The organism is Bacillus sp. N3378-2at, assembly GCF_033412715.1.
GTDB lineage: Bacteria > Bacillota > Bacilli > Bacillales > Bacillaceae > Bacillus > Bacillus subtilis.
Window position 1 is genome coordinate 2,321,169 of the sequence record NZ_CP117986.1, and the last position, 19,140, is coordinate 2,340,308.

Annotated in this window: 20 protein-coding genes; 8 read left to right on the top strand and 12 right to left on the bottom strand. The window is 44.4% G+C overall.

Annotated elements, in window-relative coordinates:
• Positions 1-59: 59 nt before the first annotated feature.
• Both gabD and gabT read right to left on the bottom strand, forming a co-directional pair.
• Positions 60-1,448, bottom strand: coding sequence for a succinate-semialdehyde dehydrogenase (gene gabD / locus PUN35_RS12640; protein ID WP_014478841.1), 1,389 nt, complete (start codon positions 1,446-1,448; stop codon positions 60-62).
• A gap of 68 nt (positions 1,449-1,516) precedes the next feature.
• Positions 1,517-2,827 (bottom strand): 4-aminobutyrate--2-oxoglutarate transaminase, encoded by a 1,311-nt coding sequence (gene gabT / locus PUN35_RS12645; RefSeq protein ID WP_014478840.1) that lies wholly within the window; start codon positions 2,825-2,827, stop codon positions 1,517-1,519.
• A 106-nt stretch (positions 2,828-2,933) separates the two neighbouring features.
• On the opposite strand from gabT, the gene gabR reads away from it, so the two are divergent.
• Positions 2,934-4,373 carry a MocR-like transcriptional regulator GabR gene (gene gabR / locus PUN35_RS12650; protein WP_014478839.1) on the top strand — a complete coding sequence of 480 codons (1,440 nt, stop codon included), beginning with the start codon at positions 2,934-2,936 and terminating at the stop codon, positions 4,371-4,373.
• 1 nt (position 4,374) lies between these two features.
• On the opposite strand, the gene PUN35_RS12655 is transcribed toward gabR, so the two are convergent.
• On the bottom strand, positions 4,375-4,689 hold the full coding sequence (locus tag PUN35_RS12655) for an ArsR/SmtB family transcription factor (protein ID WP_003234476.1): 315 nt from the start codon (positions 4,687-4,689) through the stop codon (positions 4,375-4,377).
• 139 nt (positions 4,690-4,828) lie between these two features.
• On the opposite strand from PUN35_RS12655, the gene PUN35_RS12660 reads away from it, so the two are divergent.
• The 4 genes from PUN35_RS12660 to PUN35_RS12675 all read left to right on the top strand — a co-directional run bounded on the left by PUN35_RS12660 (position 4,829) and on the right by PUN35_RS12675 (position 8,362).
• Complete coding sequence (locus PUN35_RS12660) at positions 4,829-5,116, top strand: putative quinol monooxygenase (protein ID WP_003234477.1); 288 nt, start codon at positions 4,829-4,831, stop codon at positions 5,114-5,116.
• Positions 5,117-5,132: 16 nt separating this feature from the next.
• Positions 5,133-5,882, top strand: coding sequence for an NADPH-dependent oxidoreductase (locus tag PUN35_RS12665; protein ID WP_014478838.1), 750 nt, complete (start codon positions 5,133-5,135; stop codon positions 5,880-5,882).
• A gap of 163 nt (positions 5,883-6,045) precedes the next feature.
• Positions 6,046-6,924, top strand: a complete 879-nt coding sequence (locus PUN35_RS12670; protein WP_014478837.1) for a TetR/AcrR family transcriptional regulator — start codon at positions 6,046-6,048, stop codon at positions 6,922-6,924.
• A gap of 19 nt (positions 6,925-6,943) precedes the next feature.
• The gene (locus PUN35_RS12675; RefSeq protein ID WP_014478836.1) at positions 6,944-8,362 is read left to right on the top strand and encodes an MDR family MFS transporter; all 1,419 of its coding nucleotides are present in this window, start codon (positions 6,944-6,946) and stop codon (positions 8,360-8,362) included.
• A gap of 46 nt (positions 8,363-8,408) precedes the next feature.
• Here the strand turns inward: PUN35_RS12675 and PUN35_RS12680 are convergent, their stop codons facing one another.
• The 5 genes from PUN35_RS12680 to yclN all read right to left on the bottom strand — a co-directional run bounded on the left by PUN35_RS12680 (position 8,409) and on the right by yclN (position 13,188).
• Entirely contained in the window at positions 8,409-9,341 is a 933-nt protein-coding gene (locus tag PUN35_RS12680) for a restriction endonuclease (protein ID WP_014478835.1), read from the bottom strand.
• 229 nt (positions 9,342-9,570) lie between these two features.
• Positions 9,571-10,524 (bottom strand): petrobactin ABC transporter substrate-binding protein YclQ, encoded by a 954-nt coding sequence (gene yclQ / locus PUN35_RS12685; RefSeq protein ID WP_014478834.1) that lies wholly within the window; start codon positions 10,522-10,524, stop codon positions 9,571-9,573.
• Positions 10,525-10,545: 21 nt separating this feature from the next.
• Positions 10,546-11,304, bottom strand: coding sequence for a petrobactin ABC transporter ATP-binding protein YclP (gene yclP, locus PUN35_RS12690; protein ID WP_014475806.1), 759 nt, complete (start codon positions 11,302-11,304; stop codon positions 10,546-10,548).
• Positions 11,298-12,245 (bottom strand): petrobactin ABC transporter permease YclO, encoded by a 948-nt coding sequence (gene yclO / locus PUN35_RS12695; protein ID WP_014475805.1) that lies wholly within the window; start codon positions 12,243-12,245, stop codon positions 11,298-11,300. Before yclO ends, yclP begins: the two co-directional genes overlap by 7 nt.
• Entirely contained in the window at positions 12,238-13,188 is a 951-nt protein-coding gene (yclN, locus tag PUN35_RS12700; protein WP_014475804.1) for a petrobactin ABC transporter permease YclN, read from the bottom strand. Before yclN ends, yclO begins: the two co-directional genes overlap by 8 nt.
• A gap of 390 nt (positions 13,189-13,578) precedes the next feature.
• On the opposite strand from yclN, the gene PUN35_RS12705 reads away from it, so the two are divergent.
• From PUN35_RS12705 to PUN35_RS12715, 3 genes are all read left to right on the top strand, one after another.
• On the top strand, positions 13,579-14,943 hold the full coding sequence (locus PUN35_RS12705; RefSeq protein WP_014478832.1) for an aspartate kinase: 1,365 nt from the start codon (positions 13,579-13,581) through the stop codon (positions 14,941-14,943).
• 152 nt (positions 14,944-15,095) lie between these two features.
• Entirely contained in the window at positions 15,096-15,209 is a 114-nt protein-coding gene (locus PUN35_RS12710; RefSeq protein ID WP_014478831.1) for a YjcZ family sporulation protein, read from the top strand.
• Positions 15,210-15,290: 81 nt separating this feature from the next.
• Entirely contained in the window at positions 15,291-15,380 is a 90-nt protein-coding gene (locus PUN35_RS12715; RefSeq protein ID WP_015482794.1) for a YjcZ family sporulation protein, read from the top strand.
• Positions 15,381-15,478: 98 nt separating this feature from the next.
• Here PUN35_RS12715 and phrC read toward each other — a convergent pair whose 3' ends face one another.
• From phrC to yclJ, 4 genes are all read right to left on the bottom strand, one after another.
• Complete coding sequence (phrC, locus tag PUN35_RS12720) at positions 15,479-15,601, bottom strand: phosphatase RapC inhibitor PhrC (RefSeq protein WP_003224994.1); 123 nt, start codon at positions 15,599-15,601, stop codon at positions 15,479-15,481.
• Positions 15,585-16,733 carry a response regulator aspartate phosphatase RapC gene (gene rapC / locus PUN35_RS12725; protein WP_014475800.1) on the bottom strand — a complete coding sequence of 383 codons (1,149 nt, stop codon included), beginning with the start codon at positions 16,731-16,733 and terminating at the stop codon, positions 15,585-15,587. Before rapC ends, phrC begins: the two co-directional genes overlap by 17 nt.
• A gap of 162 nt (positions 16,734-16,895) precedes the next feature.
• A complete protein-coding gene (gene yclK / locus PUN35_RS12730; RefSeq protein ID WP_072173981.1) occupies positions 16,896-18,317 on the bottom strand; it encodes a two-component system sensor histidine kinase YclK in 1,422 nt (473 codons plus the stop codon).
• Complete coding sequence (gene yclJ, locus PUN35_RS12735) at positions 18,304-18,987, bottom strand: two-component system response regulator YclJ (RefSeq protein ID WP_003246532.1); 684 nt, start codon at positions 18,985-18,987, stop codon at positions 18,304-18,306. Before yclJ ends, yclK begins: the two co-directional genes overlap by 14 nt.
• Between the last annotated feature and the right edge of the window lie 153 nt (positions 18,988-19,140).

Sequence of the window (19,140 nt, forward strand, 5' to 3'; positions counted from 1 at the left end):
CGCCGGAACACAAAAAGAGCTGCCGGAAAAATCCGGCAGCTCTCAGGAGCGTGCATTCTTTATAAACCGATGGACAAATATTTTGTTTCAAGGTACGGCTCGATACCTTCTGAACCGCCTTCACGGCCAATGCCGCTTTCTTTCATTCCGCCGAATGGCGCTTGAACCGCTGACGGTCCGCCGTCATTCCAGCCGATAATGCCATACTCTAGATTCTCGGAAATATAGATGCCGCGGCGGTAGTTTTCTGTGAAGAAGTAAGCAGCCAAGCCATACGGTGTATCGTTGGCAAGCTGAATCGCTTCATCAATATCAGAAAACGTGACGATCGGGGCGACCGGGCCGAATGTTTCCTCATGCATGATGTTCATGGACGTATCGACATCGGTGAGCACTGTCGGATTCACAAAGTAGCACCCTTTGTCATCGTTTCGGTCATATGTGCCCCCAGCAATCACTTTCGCGCCTTTTTCAACCGCATCATCTATTTGGCTGACGATTTTTTCAAAGCCTCGTTTATTGATGATCGGTCCGACATTGACGCCTTCCTCAAGTCCATTTCCGACTCTCAGCTTAGACACTTGCTCGCTCAGTTTCGCAGCAAATTCATCCTTGATGGATTCATGAACGATCAGGCGGTTGGCACATACGCAGGTTTGGCCGGCGTTTCGGTATTTGGACGCCATCGCCTGTTCAACGGCAAGGTCAATGTCTGCATCTTCATCTACGATCAGCGGGGCGTGTCCGCCGAGCTCCATTGAGACGTGCTTCACGGTGTCCGCGCTGTTTTTCATAAGGATTTTCCCTACAGGTGTTGAGCCTGTGAACGTGATTTTGCGGATTTTCGGACTGCTTGTGAACACATTTCCGATTTCTTCTCCATCGCCGATTACAACCTGAAGAACATCCTTCGGAATGCCCGCTTCATATGCGAGGCGTGCTAGTTCATAAGCAGACAGCGGTGTGTCCGGCGCCGGCTTGATGATAAATGTACAGCCAGCGGCAAGAGCAGGCGCCGCTTTGCGTGTAATCATCGCATTCGGGAAATTCCAGGGCGTGATAGCTGCAACGGGGCCGACCGGCTGGCGTGTGACAACAATTCGTTTACCCGTTGTCGGGGCCGGGACCGTTCTTCCGTACACACGCTTCGCTTCTTCTGCGAACCATTCAATATAGCCTGCACCGTAAAGTACCTCGCCGACTGCTTCCTGGTAAGGTTTTCCGTTTTCCTTTGTAATTAAATCTGCAAGTTCTTCTTTATGTTCAACAATCAGCTCATACCATTTTTTCAAAAGAGACGCTCTTTCGTTCGCTGATGTTTTAGACCACGTTTTAAACGCTTGATGTGAACGTTCAATGGCTTCTTCTACTTCTTTGGCTGATTGCTGAGGAATCGTTTTGATCTCCTCGCCCGTAGCCGGGTTGTAGACCGTTAATTGATCTGGCATATTGAACATTCCTTTCTTTTCATGATTACTTAAAATGATAGCAGACCCAGCCGTTTTCTTTCCAATGATTAAGCTCGCAGGCCCGCCTCCAAGATGCTGAGCCCTTCATTTAATAGGCTGTCTGAGATGACGAGCGGTGTCAAAAAGCGGATGATATTACCGTTAATTCCCGCTGTCAGCAAAAGTAATCCGTTTTGATTCGCATAGGCCGCGATCGCTGCTGCTTTTGCCTTATCAGGCTCACGCGTGTCAGGATCCTTGACGATTTCGATTGCGGCCATCGCCCCGAGTCTGCGGATGTCACCGATGAACGGGAATTCTTGTTTCCACTCATACGCCTTGTCTTCAATGATTTTGCCAATTTCTTCAGATCGCTCATTCAGTCCTTCTTCTTCAATAATATCCAAGACTGCCAAAGCCGCCGCGCAGCCGAGCGGGCTGCCGGCATACGTGCCGCCCAGCTCCCCTGGCGCTGCCGCATCAAGCATTTCCGCACGCCCAATCACACCGCTTAATGGCAGGCCTGCCGCAAGCGATTTAGAAACCGTGATCAGATCGGGCACTACATCAAAGTGCTCAATTGCGAAATAAGTGCCAGTTCTGGCAAAGCCGGTTTGGATTTCATCAGCAACAAAAACAATGCCGTGTTCTTTGCAGAATGAAGCGACGTGCTGTACGAACCGTTTCGAAGGAATAATAAATCCGCCTTCTCCCTGCACTGGCTCCATCACGACACACGCCACCGTTTCAGGCGCCACTGAAGCGATAAAGAAATCATTGAATGCTTGAATGACCATATCGTCATAGCTTTCATCACTCATGCCGGCCGGCTTCTGATAATAATAAGGGAACGGCGCTTGATAAACCTCTGGCGCAAAAGGTCCGAAACCGAATTTATAAGGTTTTACCTTGCTTGTCATGCTCATCGTCATATTCGTGCGCCCGTGAAACCCGCGTGTAAACGAGACAACGCCTTGGCGCTTTGTATACCTTCTGGCGATTTTCACAGCGTTTTCGACTGCTTCCGCCCCTGAGTTAAGAAAAATCGCTTTTTTCTCATGGCTGCCCGGTGCAATGCCACACAGTTTTTCGGCTAACTCGATATAAGTCGGGTACATCATGACATTAAAACCAGGATGAATCAGCTCCTCCGCCTGCCGCTTCACAGCCTCAACCACCTTCGGATGCGAGTGTCCGACATTTAACGTGCCGATGGCGCCTGCAAAATCAATAAATCTCCGGCCATCCAGATCGTACAGCTCGGCCCCTTCTCCTTTGACCGCCAGACTGCGGTTGCCGTTGCTCACACCTTTTGACACAAATTGATCCCGTTTTTGCTGCCATTGTGCAGTTGTTATGCTTACTGTTGTTTGACTCATGTGAATATCCCCCTGTCGGTATTTTCTTATCATTCTGACTTCTCTTTGGTATGATGAAAAGTACCAATTATAACTTTTTGATGGTATCAGAAGGAGAAACTACAAAATGGATATCACAATTACACTCGATCGTTCAGAGCGAGCCGATTATATCTATCAGCAAATTTATCAAAAGCTGAAAAAAGAAATCCTCAGCCGCAATCTGCTGCCGCACTCGAAGGTTCCCTCCAAGCGGGAGCTGGCTGAAAATCTCAAGGTCAGCGTAAATTCAGTGAATTCAGCCTATCAGCAGCTGCTGGCTGAAGGGTATTTGTACGCCATTGAACGAAAGGGTTTCTTCGTGGAGGAACTAGACATGTTTTCCGCCGAGGAGCACCCTCCATTTGCACTGCCGGATGATCTAAAAGAGATTCACATCGACCAGAGCGATTGGATATCGTTTTCACACATGAGTTCCGATACAGACCATTTTCCGATCAAAAGCTGGTTCCGCTGCGAGCAAAAAGCGGCCTCCCGCTCATACCGCAGGCTCGGCGATATGTCACATCCGCAAGGGATATATGAAGTGAGAGCGGCCATTACGAGGCTCATTTCCCTGACGAGGGGTGTAAAATGCAGGCCGGAACAAATGATCATAGGGGCAGGCACACAGGTGCTCATGCAGCTGTTGACTGAGCTTTTACCCAAGGAAGCCGTGTATGCGATGGAGGAGCCTGGCTACAGGCGCATGTATCAGCTTTTGAAGAATGCCGGAAAACAAGTAAAGACGATCATGCTGGATGAAAAAGGCATGTCGATTGCTGAAATCACCAGACAGCAGCCAGATGTGCTGGTGACCACCCCGTCGCATCAGTTTCCGTCCGGAACGATTATGCCTGTATCCAGAAGAATTCAGCTGCTGAACTGGGCAGCCGAGGAGCCGCGCCGATATATCATTGAGGACGATTATGATAGTGAATTCACATATGATGTAGACAGTATTCCGGCGCTGCAAAGCCTCGACCGTTTTCAAAATGTCATCTATATGGGAACCTTTTCAAAGTCCCTTCTCCCCGGCTTGCGGATCAGCTATATGGTGTTGCCGCCTGAGCTGTTGAGGGCATACAAACAGCGGGGCTATGATCTGCAGACTTGCTCATCACTCACACAGCTCACCCTGCAGGAATTTATCGAGTCTGGTGAATATCAGAAGCATATAAAAAAAATGAAGCAGCATTATAAAGAAAAGAGAGAACGCCTGATCACCGCTTTAGAAGCAGAGTTCAGCGGAGAGGTTACCGTAAAAGGGGCAAATGCGGGGCTGCATTTTGTTACCGAATTTGATACCAGGCGCACCGAACAAGACATCCTGTCACATGCTGCCGGGCTGCAGCTTGAAATATTCGGAATGAGCCGATTTAACTTGAAGGAAAACAAGCGGCAAACGGGCAGGCCTGCTCTCATTATCGGCTTTGCACGGCTGAAGGAAGAAGATGTTCAGGCGGGTGTGCAGCGGCTTTTCAAAGCGGTTTACGGACATAAAAAAATCCCCGTTACAGGGGATTGATTCACCAGCGGTCCTGGTCTACATTCAGCACGGCTTCAAGCAGGCCCGGAAATGCCTTTTCAAGGTCTTCAGCGCGAAGCGAATAATACCGGCGCTTTCCTTCTATCCGAACTTGAGCGATGCCCGATTCTCTCAAAACTTTAAAATGATGCGACAAAGTCGATTTGGCAACCTGCACATCTGCACAGGTGCTGCACGTTTTTTCTTTTGCTTCAGCTAATTGCTTGACGAGCTCTAAACGAAGCGGATCACTAAGTGCATGAAGAACCTTTGTCAGCTGCAATGTTTCTGTTTCTGGATGGTTTGGAATGTTCATGACACAAATGTATCACACAACAATTAGAATGACAATTTTACTATATAAGGGTTTTTCCTTTACCTCATTTAGAATACATGTTACATTTAGTTCGATGAAATTCGAACAATAAATTCGCATAACAACGGAGGAGATTTCAATGATCGTATTACAAGCTTACATCAAAGTAAAACCAGAAAAACGCGAGGAATTTTTGAGCGAGGCTCAATCGCTTGTTCAGCATTCAAGAGCTGAGGAAGGCAACGCGCAATACGACCTATTCGAAAAAGTAGGCGAAGAAAATACATTTGTCATGCTTGAAAAATGGAAAGATGAAGCGGCAATGAAATTCCATAACGAAACTGCGCATTTCCAAGGGTTTGTCGCAAAAGGAAAAGAACTGCTGAGCGCCCCTCTTGATGTTGTCCGCACAGAGCTTAGTGAGTAAAGAAAGGGTGTCCCATATGAATGAAGTGATTAAATCTTTAACAGACCACCGCTCGATTCGCAGCTACATAGATGAGCCTGTAGCTCAGGAGCAATTGGACCAAATCATTGAAGCGGTGCAATCAGCCCCTTCTTCTATCAACGGACAGCAAGTGACTGTGATCACAGTCCAGGATAAAGAGCGTAAAAAGAAAATCTCCGAGCTGGCAGGCGGCCAGCCATGGATCGATCAAGCTCCTGTTTTCCTGCTGTTCTGCGCAGATTTCAACCGGGCCAAAATTGCGCTTGAAGATCTGCATGATTTCAAAATGGAAATCACAAATGGATTGGAATCTGTTCTTGTCGGCGCAGTAGACGCTGGTATTGCCCTCGGCACAGCAACAGCAGCGGCTGAGTCACTCGGACTTGGCACAGTTCCGATCGGTGCGGTTCGCGGAAACCCTCAAGAGCTGATCGAACTGCTTGAGCTTCCAAAATACGTGTTCCCTTTATCCGGCCTTGTCATTGGGCATCCTGCCGACCGTTCAGCGAAAAAACCGCGCTTGCCGCAGGAAGCTGTCAATCATCAGGAAACTTATTTGAATCAGGATGAGCTGACGTCTCACATTCAGGCATACGACGAACAGATGTCTGAATACATGAATAAACGGACAAACGGAAAAGAAACAAGAAATTGGTCACAGAGCATCGCTTCCTACTATGAGCGCCTGTACTATCCGCACATCCGTGAAATGCTTGAAAAACAAGGATTTAAAGTTGAAAAATAAGCTCTTATTCGGCCTGTCGGATTTTCCGGCAGGCCTTTCATTTACCCGGTTAAAATCCATTGACTTTTATTTTGTTTATTTGGTAAAATTTTTTCATAGTTACTCATTGGTTTTCTGTGAACCAATGGGTTTTCTAATGTTCAAGAAAGAAGGAAGCCATGAGATGCTTGATAAAAAAACAGATATCTTGTTAGCCGCGCGAAAGCTTTTTTCGGAAAAGGATTTTACGTCGGTTTCCATGCAGGCGATCGCAGAAGAATGTAAGATGTCAAAAGCTTCGATATATAAGCTGTTTCAATCTAAAGAAGATCTGCTTTTGGAGCTGCTGTCATTTAACCAGAAGCAAATGGTGGCCGCGGCCTCAAGACTTCAGGAAAATACCGCACTTACACCGGAGGAGCGTTTGACGCAAAAGGTCAAAATGGAACTGGAGGGCTTCAGGCGGAATCAGCAGTTTTTCAATATGCTGACCTACGGAAACCCCAAGCTGCATAATGACCGGGTCAAACAGCATATCCATCAGACCAGATCGACGATTATCTGCTGGCACCGCGATTCGCTGATCCAGGCGTATGGAGAAACCATTCTCCCGTTTGTGTGGGATTTGGTTATCATTCTTCACGGCATGATGCGTGAGTTTTTAATGCTGATCAAAATCGAGGAAAAACCGCTTGAGCTTGACCCGATCGCAGAGTTTATCATCAGCACCCTCAATCAGATTATCAAAAACAGGGAAACCCGCCAGTCTCTTCTTCCGCCCGAAGCCATCGAGCTTTATATTCATTCAGCATCCTCCTACAAGCCAAAGGATAAATCAGTCCTATTATCGGAAAGCCTGAAGGAATTACATAAAGGCATCTCTTCCCTGTCCGCCGCGGACTATGACGTAGATGAACTGACATCCGCAGCCGCCATGCTGGAGGAAGAAGCGAAGAAGGAAGAACCCCGCGCTTTTTTACTCAAATCACTGATTGGCTATCTGGAACAAACCAGTGTTTTAACACAGCCCGTTTCCATGTTAAAAACACTGTTAATTACTTAGAGAAAAGAAGGGATATGTATTGAACACAAGTATTGAACAAAAACCTTTTAACCGTTCTGTCATTGTCGGCATTTTGTTAGCCGGAGCGTTTGTGGCGATTTTGAACCAGACATTGTTGATTACCGCACTTCCCCATATCATGAGGGATTTCAATGTCGATGCCAACCAAGCACAATGGCTGACCACATCATTTATGTTAACCAATGGGATTTTAATTCCGATTACCGCGTTTTTAATTGAGAAATTCACAAGCCGGGCGCTGCTCATCACAGCAATGAGCATTTTCACTGCCGGAACAGTCGTCGGAGCGTTCGCGCCGAACTTCCCGGTTCTGCTGACAGCGCGTATCATTCAAGCGGCTGGAGCCGGCATTATGATGCCGCTCATGCAGACTGTATTCCTGACAATCTTTCCGATTGAAAAGCGCGGCCAGGCTATGGGTATGGTCGGATTGGTCATCTCATTCGCGCCTGCGATCGGACCGACTCTTTCCGGATGGGCTGTCGAAGCTTTCTCTTGGAGATCATTGTTTTATATTATTCTACCGTTTGCTGTGATTGATTTGATTCTTGCCAGCATCCTGATGAAAAACGTGACGACTTTAAGAAAAACACAGATTGATATTTTATCAGTCATCCTTTCAACATTTGGGTTCGGCGGCCTTCTGTACGGCTTCTCAAGCGTCGGCTCTTACGGCTGGTCCAGTTCAACCGTCTTGATTTCACTGCTGGTGGGTGTCATCGCGCTGCTCTTGTTTATCACAAGACAAATGAAGCTTGAAAAACCGATGCTGGAATTCCGCGTCTTCACGTTTGGCGTTTTCAGCTTAACAACACTGCTGGGAACCCTCGTCTTTGCATTATTGATCGGTACGGAAACCATCCTGCCGCTTTATACACAAAATGTCAGAGACGTCACAGCTTTTGATACAGGGCTTATGCTCCTTCCGGGAGCCGTTGTGATGGGCTTTATGTCGCCGATTATCGGCAGAATTTTTGACCGTGTCGGCGGAAGAGGGCTGGCGATTGCCGGTTTCTGCATCATCTTCCTGACATCTCTGCCGTTTATGCAGCTGACTGACCATACGTCACTCGCTTGGATTGTCGTTTTATACACCGTTCGTCTCTTAGGCACCGCCATGATCATGATGCCGGTGACAACAGCCGGAATCAACGCGCTGCCGCGCCACTTGATTCCGCACGGAACTGCGATGAACAACACGATTCGCCAAGTCGGCGGCTCGATCGGAACCGCACTATTGGTTTCCGTGATGAGCAACCAGGCCGCACATGCAGGCACGACAAATGTGAAGCACGCTGCCCTGCACGGCATGAACGCCGCTTTTATTGTGGCTGCCGTCATTGCACTTGTCGGCTTCCTTCTCTCATTCACATTAAAGAAACCTCAGCGCCCTGCCGAACAGCAGCCGGCACGCTAAAAACAGCCCTGTTCAGGGCTGTTTTTATATAATTATTTAAAAATCCTTATAATACCTTAGATTCTTGCATAAGAGCATCAAAATAAATATAACCTGCAGTTTGAGCAGCTTTAATTTTGTTATCTAATAAATCACAAAAAGTTATTCTACCTTCTGTAACATACATAAGATCTGTTCCATCAATCAGTATAGTTTTAATTGATTTACCCGAAACAAGGCTCTTTACGGAATCTATCGAGAATCCATTCACTGATATAAATAGGCCCCTTCCATACATTTTTCCTTCAACCTTATGGGCAAAGTGGTACATGTCAATAGAGGCTGTGGCAGCATCATTCCACTTCCCTTCTAATAAATAATGTTCTCCATCATACTTGATAGCTCCGTCAATTTGTTCACCTTTTATCTTAAATGGCTCAGTAACATCAAACTCTTCTCGTTGGGCTATCTTCATTATTAAATTCTCAAAATGATACCCTCTTTTTTGACTACTAATTATACGCCCGTTACTATCTTTACTTATTAATAAGCTCATATATTCATTATGTATTTCTTCTAACAATATAGTTTTTTTTGAAATAGAGCTTTGTTCTATTTTATTCTTTTTTTGCTGCTTTAACTTATGAGTATAATCTTTATAAATAATGTTAAGCTTATTTATATAAGACTCTGCTTTACTTCTATCCAATTTATTTAGTTCTTCAAAATAATATGGATCAAAATAGTCCCATTGACTTAATGTCTCAAGCATATTACGTAGATGTATTATTCCCTTATCTGGTGTTGCAAATAAATTACGAAAAACACTATCCACTATTTGGTATCTCTTCATATCAACTAGTTCATTTTTTAGAGGCATATGACGACGAGGGCAACCACTATTTCTAAAAAAATCATAAAGATCTGATTTACTCCAAAATAATTCTAAAATACAATCTTTCATATGTGAAATAACTGAAGGAGAAAATTCTAGACTCATAAGGAACACTCCTTGAAACTAATAAATTAATGAATATGATTAACCTTAATTATCCATCTATATAAAAACAAAGTAAAGTTTATTTCTACACTTAACAGTAAAATATCTATAGTACCAGTTAAAAACACACTTCATTACTATCAAAATAAGTCTTAGATATTTTTTAGAAAAACATAACAAAACCCGATCTTAGACTGAATTAACAGATTCTATAGATCGGGTTCTTATTTTACTTCTCTAAACCGTCTTTCACTTCTTTGATCATTTGTGCCATAGACTCAAGACCGCCTCCTGATAAGTACCAAGTAGCAGAATCAAGGTAGACGACATGATCATTTTTCACTGCGTTTACATTTTTCACATAATCATTTTCAACGACTTGTTTAGTAGATGATGTTTCACCGATCGCTGTACCGCGGTCAATGACAAACAGGTAATCCGGGTTTGTTTTTGAAATGTACTCGTAAGAAACGCTTTGTCCGTGAGTAGACGCTTTGATGTTTTTATCAGCCGGTGTCACGCCGAACACGTCATGGATCAGGCCGTATCTTGATTTAGGACCGAATGCGCTGATCTTCCCGTCGTTCGCCATGATGACGAGACCGTTTTTGTTAAGCTTTTCAGCCGTTTTCTTTACATCTGCGATTGAATGATCGATTTTTGCGAGTTCATCCTTCACTTCATCTTCTTTATCGAAGATCTTACCGATTGTTTCTGCGTCAGACTTAAATGATTCCATATACTTCGCTGTGTCTACGCCAAGGTAAATTGTCGGCGCAATTTCAGAGAATTCTTTGTAAGACTCAGATTGTCTTCCTGAGATAATGATCAAGTCAGGGTCTAAATCTGCCACTTTCTCGAAGTCTGGCTCTTTTAAGCTTCCGACGTCAGCATATTTGTCATCCTTGAATTTGGACAGATATTTAGGAAGGGCTTGTTTCGGCAGTCCCGCTACTTTATCATCAAGACCAAGTTTATCTAGTGTATCTAAGCTTCCAAAGTCAAATACGACAACTTTTTTAGGGCTCTTCGGTACTTTTGTTCCGTTTTTGTCCAGCTGGTGTTTCACCGTGATTTGTTCTTCCTTAGAATCAGAACCTTTGCTGCTTGTGCTTTGGTTTCCGCATGCAGAAATCACAACTGCCGTCACCAAAGCGATGAATAGTAATGCGAACTTTTTCATGCTCTTCACCTCTTCTATATATTAAGAAAAATAGACACCTATTCTTTGATTATCAATCGTCTGAATCGGGATGGTCATATCGTAGATTTCCTCAAGCACTGATGTTTCTATCATTTCTTCAGGTGGTCCTTCTTTTACGATTCGGCCGTTTTTCAAAGCGACGATATGGTCAGAATAGACTGAAGCAAAATTGATATCGTGAATAACGATGACGATCGTTTTTCCAAGCTCCTCTACCAGCCGTTTCAGCAGTTTCATAATTTCAACTGAGTGTTTCATATCCAGATTGTTCAGCGGCTCATCCAGAAAAATATAATCTGTGTCCTGGGCAATGACCATGGCGATAAATGCCCTTTGGCACTGTCCGCCGCTCAGCTGATCCAAGTATTTGTCTTGAATGTCTTCCAGCTTCATATAGCTGAGCGCCTGGTTGATATGAACCCAGTCTTCCTCTGTCAGCCGGCCCTGTGAGTACGGAAACCTGCCAAAACTGACGAGGTCTTTGATCGTGAGCCTGATATTGATTTGGTTCGCCTGCTTCAAAATGCTCATTTTCTTGGCAAGCTCTTTACTGTCACATGCTCCAATCTCTTGTCCGTCTATGTAAATCTCGCCGGAATCCTTTTTGATCAGGCGGCTCATGATAGACAGCAGCGTACTTTTGCCGGCGCCGTTAGGACCGATAAACGAGGTGATTTTGCCCTTTTGAATCGTGACTGACGTCTCTTCAAGAACAACTTTCCCGCCATATTGTTTGCTTACATTTCTGACCTCTACCATGATTTATTCTCCTTTAACAGCAAGTAGATAAAATAAATCCCGCCGGCAAAATTAATAATGACGCTCAGCGTCGTTGAGAAGGTAAACACTTTCTCAACCACAAACTGCCCTCCGACCAGCGCAATGATGCTGATGAAAACGGAGCCTGCGATTAAGTATGAATGCTTATATGTTTTCAGGAATTCTCTCGCCAGGTTGACGACCAGAAGGCCTAAAAACATAATCGGCCCGACTAGCGCTGTTGAAACAGAAACCAAAATCGCAACCACGATCAGCATCTGCTTCACCACTTTGTCGTAGTCAATGCCCAAATTCACGGCGTGCTCGCGTCCGAGCGACAGCACATCGAAAAACTTTGTAAAACGCCAGACATAAACGCCTGTCAGCAGGAAGATGATGAACGCGAGCCATAACAAATCTGTATTGATGTTGTTAAAGCTGGCAAACATCTTGTCCTGCACCACTTGGAACTCATTCGGATCAATCAGCATCTGCATAAAGGAAGACAGGCTGCTGAACAGCGTGCCAAACACGATTCCGATAAGCAGAAGGAAAAAGATATTTCTCCCCTCACCCTTGAACATGATCTGATACAAAACAAGAGAAAACAGGATCATCAGCAGAACAGAGATGATAAAGTTGATGTTTTTATTCATGATGACCATATTCGCAGAACCGAACAAAAAGATAATGCCAGTCTGAATCAGCATGTAGAGAGAATCAAGGCCCAAAATGCTCGGCGTCAGGATGCGGTTGTTCGTAATCGTTTGAAAGATCATGGTCGAAAACGCAATCGCTCCCCCCGTCAGCACAATGGCAGCGACTTTTTTGATTCGTCTCGGCAGGGTGTAATCCCAATTGCCTAAGTCATAAAACAAAAACAAGCCGATACATACAATGGCTAAAACAACGAGCAAAGCTATTTTCATCTGGTTACGCATAGGCTTTTCTCCTTAACAGCATAAACAGGAAAATGCCGCTGCCGATGATTCCGACCATCAGGCCAATCGAGATTTCATAAGGGAAGATAATGATTCTGCCCAGTATATCGCAAAACAGCACAAACACCGCTCCCAACAGCGCAGTATGCGGCAGGCTGCTCTTCAGATTGTCTCCTCTGTAAATCGATACAATATTCGGGATGATTAAACCGAGAAACGGCAGCATACCGACAGTCAAAATGACAAGGGACGTGATCAGGGACACGATAATGAGCCCGATGTTCACAACCCGTTTGTACTTCAGGCCGAGGTTGACAGAAAAGCTTTCACCCATACCGGCCAATGTGAATTTATCCGCATACACATAGGCAATGATGACGAGCGGAATACTCAGATAAAGAAGCTCGTATCTTCCTTTCACGACTAAAGAGAAGTCTCCCTGCAGCCATGATGACACATTCTGGATCAAGTCATATTTATATGCGATAAATGTCGCGATTGAACTGACGATATTCCCGAGCATTAAACCGACAAGCGGAATAAAGATGGTGTCGTTAAACTTGATTCTTTCAAGGATTTTCATAAACAGAAAATTTCCTGCAAGGGCAAAGACAAACGCGACCAGCATTTTGATTAAAGGACTGGCGGATGTAAACAGCAGCAAGGAAATTAAAATGCCGAGCCTCGCCCAATCCATCGTGCCCGCCGTCGTCGGTGACACGAATTTGTTTCTGCTGATCTGCTGCATAATCAAACCGCAGATGCTCATGCTTAATCCCGCGATGACAATGCTGATCAATCGCGGCAAACGGCTTGCAAACAACGTTGACGCCTCTTGTTTGCTTAAATCGAAGAGATCAAGCGGCGACAGATCTTCTACACCGATAAATACAGATGTGACTGCTAATATGATAAGTAGAATAAATAAGTAACGTAGCTTCATGCTGCCTCCTTACATCCTTACAGCAAAAAGAACGTATCTCCTACTCCGCAAGGACTCAAAACAATATGGCCATATAGTAATTGATTATCATTATCATTATCATTTACATATTACCATTTTTCTAGGGTTAGTCAATATTCTTTAAAAATATTAACCTAGTCATTTATCCATTTTACTAATCATTCTAACCATTTTCCATCCCAAAACGTTAGGCTGTTTACCATATTTATCTTTATAACGCAGGTATACGGTCAGCAAACCTGACATTATTCCTCGTGGAAAATACAAATGTTCTCTCCATATAGAAATTCCCCCTTGATTTACAGTACTGAAAGAGAGATAATAAATACTAAATTTGTGTGAAAATTTTAAACATTAGGAGATGTAAACATGAAGGTCGTTAAATTCGGAGGCAGCTCACTTGCTTCAGGCGCCCAGCTTGACAAGGTGTTTCACATCGTTACCTCAGATCCGGCACGGAAAGCTGTAGTCGTTTCAGCTCCGGGAAAACGCTATGCCGAGGATACGAAAGTGACTGATCTCTTAATCGCATGTGCAGAACAATATTTGGCAACAGGCAGTGCACCTGAACTGGCGGAAGCAGTTGTGGAACGGTACGCTCTCATCGCCAATGAGCTTCAGCTGGGGCAAAGCATTATCGAAAAAATCAGAAATGATCTGTTTACGCTTTTAGAAGGAGATAAAAGCAATCCCGAGCAATACCTTGACGCAGTCAAGGCCAGCGGAGAGGATAACAATGCCAAGCTGATCGCCGCTTACTTCCGTTATAAAGGCGTCAAAGCGGAATATGTAAACCCGAAGGATGCCGGCCTCTTTGTGACAAATGAACCCGGCAACGCGCAAGTTCTTCCTGAATCCTATCAAAACCTCTATCGTCTTCGGGAACGTGACGGACTCATCATTTTTCCCGGTTTTTTCGGATTCAGCAAGGATGGCGATGTGATCACATTCTCACGGAGCGGTTCTGATATTACCGGTTCGATTCTTGCCAACGGACTACAAGCCGATTTGTACGAAAACTTTACAGACGTGGACGCTGTGTATTCTGTCAATCCGTCCTTCGTTGAGAATCCAAAGGAAATCAGCGAGCTGACATATAGAGAGATGCGGGAGCTGTCCTACGCGGGTTTTTCAGTGTTTCATGATGAAGCGCTCATTCCGGCATTCAGAGCGGGGATTCCTGTTCAGATCAAAAATACGAACAACCCCTCAGCCGAAGGCACCCGCGTCGTCAGCAAGCGGGATAACACAAACGGGCCTGTCGTCGGCATTGCCAGCGACACCGGTTTTTGCAGCATTTATATCAGCAAGTATCTCATGAACAGAGAAATCGGTTTTGGCCGCAGAGCCCTTCACATCCTGGAGGAGCATGGTTTGACGTATGAGCATGTTCCATCGGGAATCGATGACATGACAATCATTTTATGGCAGGGGCAAATGGATGCCGCCACTGAACGCAGCGTCATCAAACGGATCGAAGAGGATTTGCATGCCGATGAAGTCATCGTCGAGCATCATCTCGCCCTGATTATGGTTGTAGGGGAAGCGATGCGCCACAATGTCGGTACAACGGCAAGAGCCGCCAAAGCATTATCAGAGGCACAGGTGAATATCGAAATGATCAATCAGGGATCTTCTGAAGTGAGCATGATGTTTGGCGTAAAAGAAGCCGAAGAAAGAAAAGCCGTCCAAGCGTTATACCGGGAATTTTTCGCGGGCGTGCTGATCTCTTAATCGTACATAAATAGCGGGCGGCAGCGCCCGCTATTTTTTATATCACCTTTATATAGCCGAATTCTTCATTTTTTCTCTTGTCCACTATTATCCCTGCCAAATGGATCGGTTCAGCATATCTTATAGTATCCTTCATAGGGAGGTGAAACCTTATGTCAGGATACTCTAACGGCGGCGGTTACGGCGGCATCAGTTCTTTCGCTTTAATCGTTGTATTGTTTATTCTTTTAATTATCGTAGGGACTGCGTTTGTTGGCGGCTACTAAGCTGCTGACCGTCTCTGCGGAACCCTGTCCGCCACAGTTTTGCAGTATATGCTGAAGCCATCTCGCAAGGAGGTGCACAAAATGTCAGGTTACGGAACTTCTTTCGCTTTGATTGTTGTGTTATTTATCCTCTTGATCATTGTGGGAACTGCATTTGTAGGAGGCTACTAAATAAACGTAATCTCCATGAAGGCGGCACCGCAAGACTATGTCCTGCGGTGTTTTTTGAAAAGAAAAACCCCTTCTCGCTAATGAGAAGGGGCTTGCTCTTACGTCATTCCTCTTTCTGTCACATGAAAGTCGAGTGCTTCCGCATTAGCAGAAACGCCAGCCGCTGTAAAAATCGCGGCTGCGGCCAAACAAATAACAAACAACTTAGATTTCAATTTCATACAAACCTTCACTCCTTTGTATTTGTTTTCTTGCCTCTTCAACTTGTAGAAAGTAGGAAGCAGACAGTTTAAACCATTTCTGTTCATAGTAATATTTTGCTACTTCTAGGGCTAAATCCTCTATATCAGCGTACATATTTTTATTTTTTAAGTATTGGAAACATCGTTCGATTCCTTCTTCATTGGGCTGATCCTGATATAGGGATTGCAAAAACTCGAATTTTACGGCATAGTCTGCATCGTCTGTTTCTTTAGCATATTCATAGCCCCGCTTGTGATATTCCGAAGCTTTATCATGTTTTCCCTGTTTATAATAAATCAGGGTGATTAAAAAATAGGCTTGCGGGAGAGAATTGACGATCCTGCTGCTTTCAAATGTGGAGACCGCTTTTTCAAAGTAATCAATGGCAGGGTCTAGAAGGTCTTGATTGTAATAGCATAATCCGAGATTGTAGTATGCTCTTCCAACCAGCTGGGCTTTTTGTTCCGCTTGGGCCATGTTGAGCGCCAATTTGAAATGGCGTGCGGCTTGTTCGAAATTTCTTTCATCCATCAGGTTGACCCCGAACACGAAATGGCACTGAATGATTCTCACATTATAGGTTTCCTGCTCCACGTAAATTTCATAGGCGTTTTTTATATTAATCAATGAAAAATACGTTTGCTTCATATAATAATAAGCTTCCGCGATTTTAAAATAAAATTCAGCCCGTTCAATATGGTCTGCGACAAAGGAGAGCTTTTTCTCCGCCTGTTTATAGTATGTAATGGCAGAAATAAATTCCCGCTTATCAAATTCATACATCCCGCGAAAAAAATTCACGTAATAGTCGAGCAGCCCTTTGAGATCTGCCTGGTTGCTGTCAATGTTTCTTGATAATTCAGACAGGCTTGGCTGGTCTTCGATATTTAATTTCTCTAACGGCTCAAGATAATCCAGCATAAGCTGGTGCCGGAATTCCATTAGTGAATAATAAAGCAGCAAGTTGGAATCATGCTGCATGTGTTTCAGTTCCTGCTGGATTTCAGCTTTTAACACTTCGGCATCCGGCACGCTGAATGTCCGGATATATCTGTACCACTCGTTAATTTTTTGACCGACCGCTGAAGAAGGAATTACCCCGCTCTTCATTCCTTCACCCTCTCCCATCAAAAACTGTTTATGTCATATTTTATCATGTTTATAGACCGTCCCAACCCGAAAAACACGCAATCTTTGTTTTCGGGAGCACGCAATAAACCGAAGCGGTGTGCAAAAAAGGCGGATGCATCAGTTGATGCGCCGCCCTGTATGCTATTGCTGTTTTGCCGTTAAAGGAAGGCGGATGATGAACTTTGTGCCTTTCCCTTCTTCACTCTTGATTTCTACTGTGCCCTGGTGCATTTCAACGAGCTGCCTGACGATCGAGAGACCGAGTCCGTATTCACCGTATGCTGTGTTCGTTCTTGAAATATCTGCTTTATAGAATCGCTCCCAAATATGCTCAATATCCTCTTTTGGAATGCCGATACCCGTGTCTTCAATTTCAATAATCGTCTCTTTATAACCTTCCATTCCGCGCAGCCAAATGTCACCGTTTTGCGTAAATTGGATGCTGTTTTTCGTAATGTTGACGAGAATTTGAATGAACCGGTCATAATCGGCATGTACGATGACGTGATCCTCTACTTGTATCATCAGCTTGTTTTGTTTTTCTTCCGCCTGCTGCTGCAAGTGCTCTTTCACGATTTCAAACACCTCGATCAGAGGAACGTCTAGCTTGTTCAAGGTAATTTGCTGGGATCTGATTTTTTCATAATCCAGATTTTCTTTTACGAGCCGCAGCATGCGCTTCGTTTCCTCACTGATCAGCGAGAAGCATTTATCCTTTTTATCCTCAGGAATCGTATGGCTGTTCAACCCTTCAACCAAACCGTTGATCGTCGTCAGCGGTGTTTTTAATTCATGTGACACATCAGCAATAAACTGCCTTCTCCGCTTCTCAAGGCGCTCGATTTCATCCCTTGACTGCTTTAGTTTTTTCGCCATGATATTAAAGTCAGACGCCAGAACGCCGATTTCGTCTCCGTAGCTGTTTTCCAAATGGATGTCATAATCGCCGGAAGCCACTTTATCTGTCGCTTCTCTCAGCTTTTGAATCCGCTTGACATGGAATTTGGACAGAAGCCAGCTCACGAGAATCGTAATCACAAGCGTGCTGATCACAGCGTAAAACATATAGAGGTTGACCTGATTGACCATCTGTTCAACACCGCTGATCGGAGAAATCAGCAGAACGGCGCCTTTAAATTCGTTCTGAACAAATATAGGCTGCGCCACAAGTGACACTTCATCATCAAAACGGCCATCTGCCCTGATCATGACAGTCTGCCCTTTTTTTAGCTTATTCCATTCTGATTTCTTCAGCTGTTCCCTTGGTGGGTGATGAAAGCCTTCAGGAAGAAAATAAGGCTGCTGCTCTTCATTAAAGATGATAAACTGCGTCTTTCTTGTGCTTAACATGTCCTGATAAGGATAAAGCCTGCGCATGTCCACCTGGCCGGCTTGGAATTCATTTGCGATCTGCACCGCATATGACGTCAATTCCTCTACTTTGTTTTGATAGGCAAATTCTTTCACAAAGTGGGAAAACAGAGAAATGATAATGACAAACGCTAAAATCAAAATGCTGATATGGCTAAGCAGCAGCTGATATAAATATTTAATCTTCATCAAATTTATACCCTACTCCCCACACAGTATACAGGAAAGGCTTGTCCTCGCTGGCAAGCTTTTTCCGCAGCCGTTTGATATGAACGTCAACCGTTCGCTCATCTCCGTAAAATTGATAGCCCCATACCTGCTCAAGCAGCTGTTCTCTGGAGAACACCTGCCGCGGATTTTGGACAAGGTAATAAAGCAGATCGAATTCCTTCGGCGTGAGATTTTCTACAGGCTCTCCGTTTAATAATACTTCTCTCGTCTTCTTATTGATGGTAAAGCATTCCGTTTCGATCATATCTTCATCAATAACCGCTTTGCCTGTCGCCTTGTATCTTCTGATGACGGCTTTGATGCGGGCAACCAATGTCAGCGGACTGAACGGCTTTGTGACATAATCGTCCGCCCCCATCTCAAAGCCGATGACCTGATCTGATTCAGTGTCTTTGGCAGTCAGCATGATAATCGGCACCGTGCTTGTCTCTCTTATTTTTCTGCAGATGGTCACGCCGTCCATAGATGGAAGCATGATATCCAAAATGATCAGATCCCAATTTTCTTCCGTAAAACGCTGGTACCCTTCTAACCCGTCATGAACGAATTCCGCTTCAAAACCTTCTTTAAAAAAGAACATCTCCGTCATCGTACATACACTAACATTATCTTCTATCATTAATATTTTCATTATATCCTCCGGTTGTTTTGATGCTTTTTTATATAATAGCACCATTTTAAACAGAAGGTTTTGCGTTTCACAATTGTTAGTTTTTATTTCATCAACTAGAAATAGATTATTCATATTTTTTTCATACCTTTGGACTACAATTAATTTATCAGC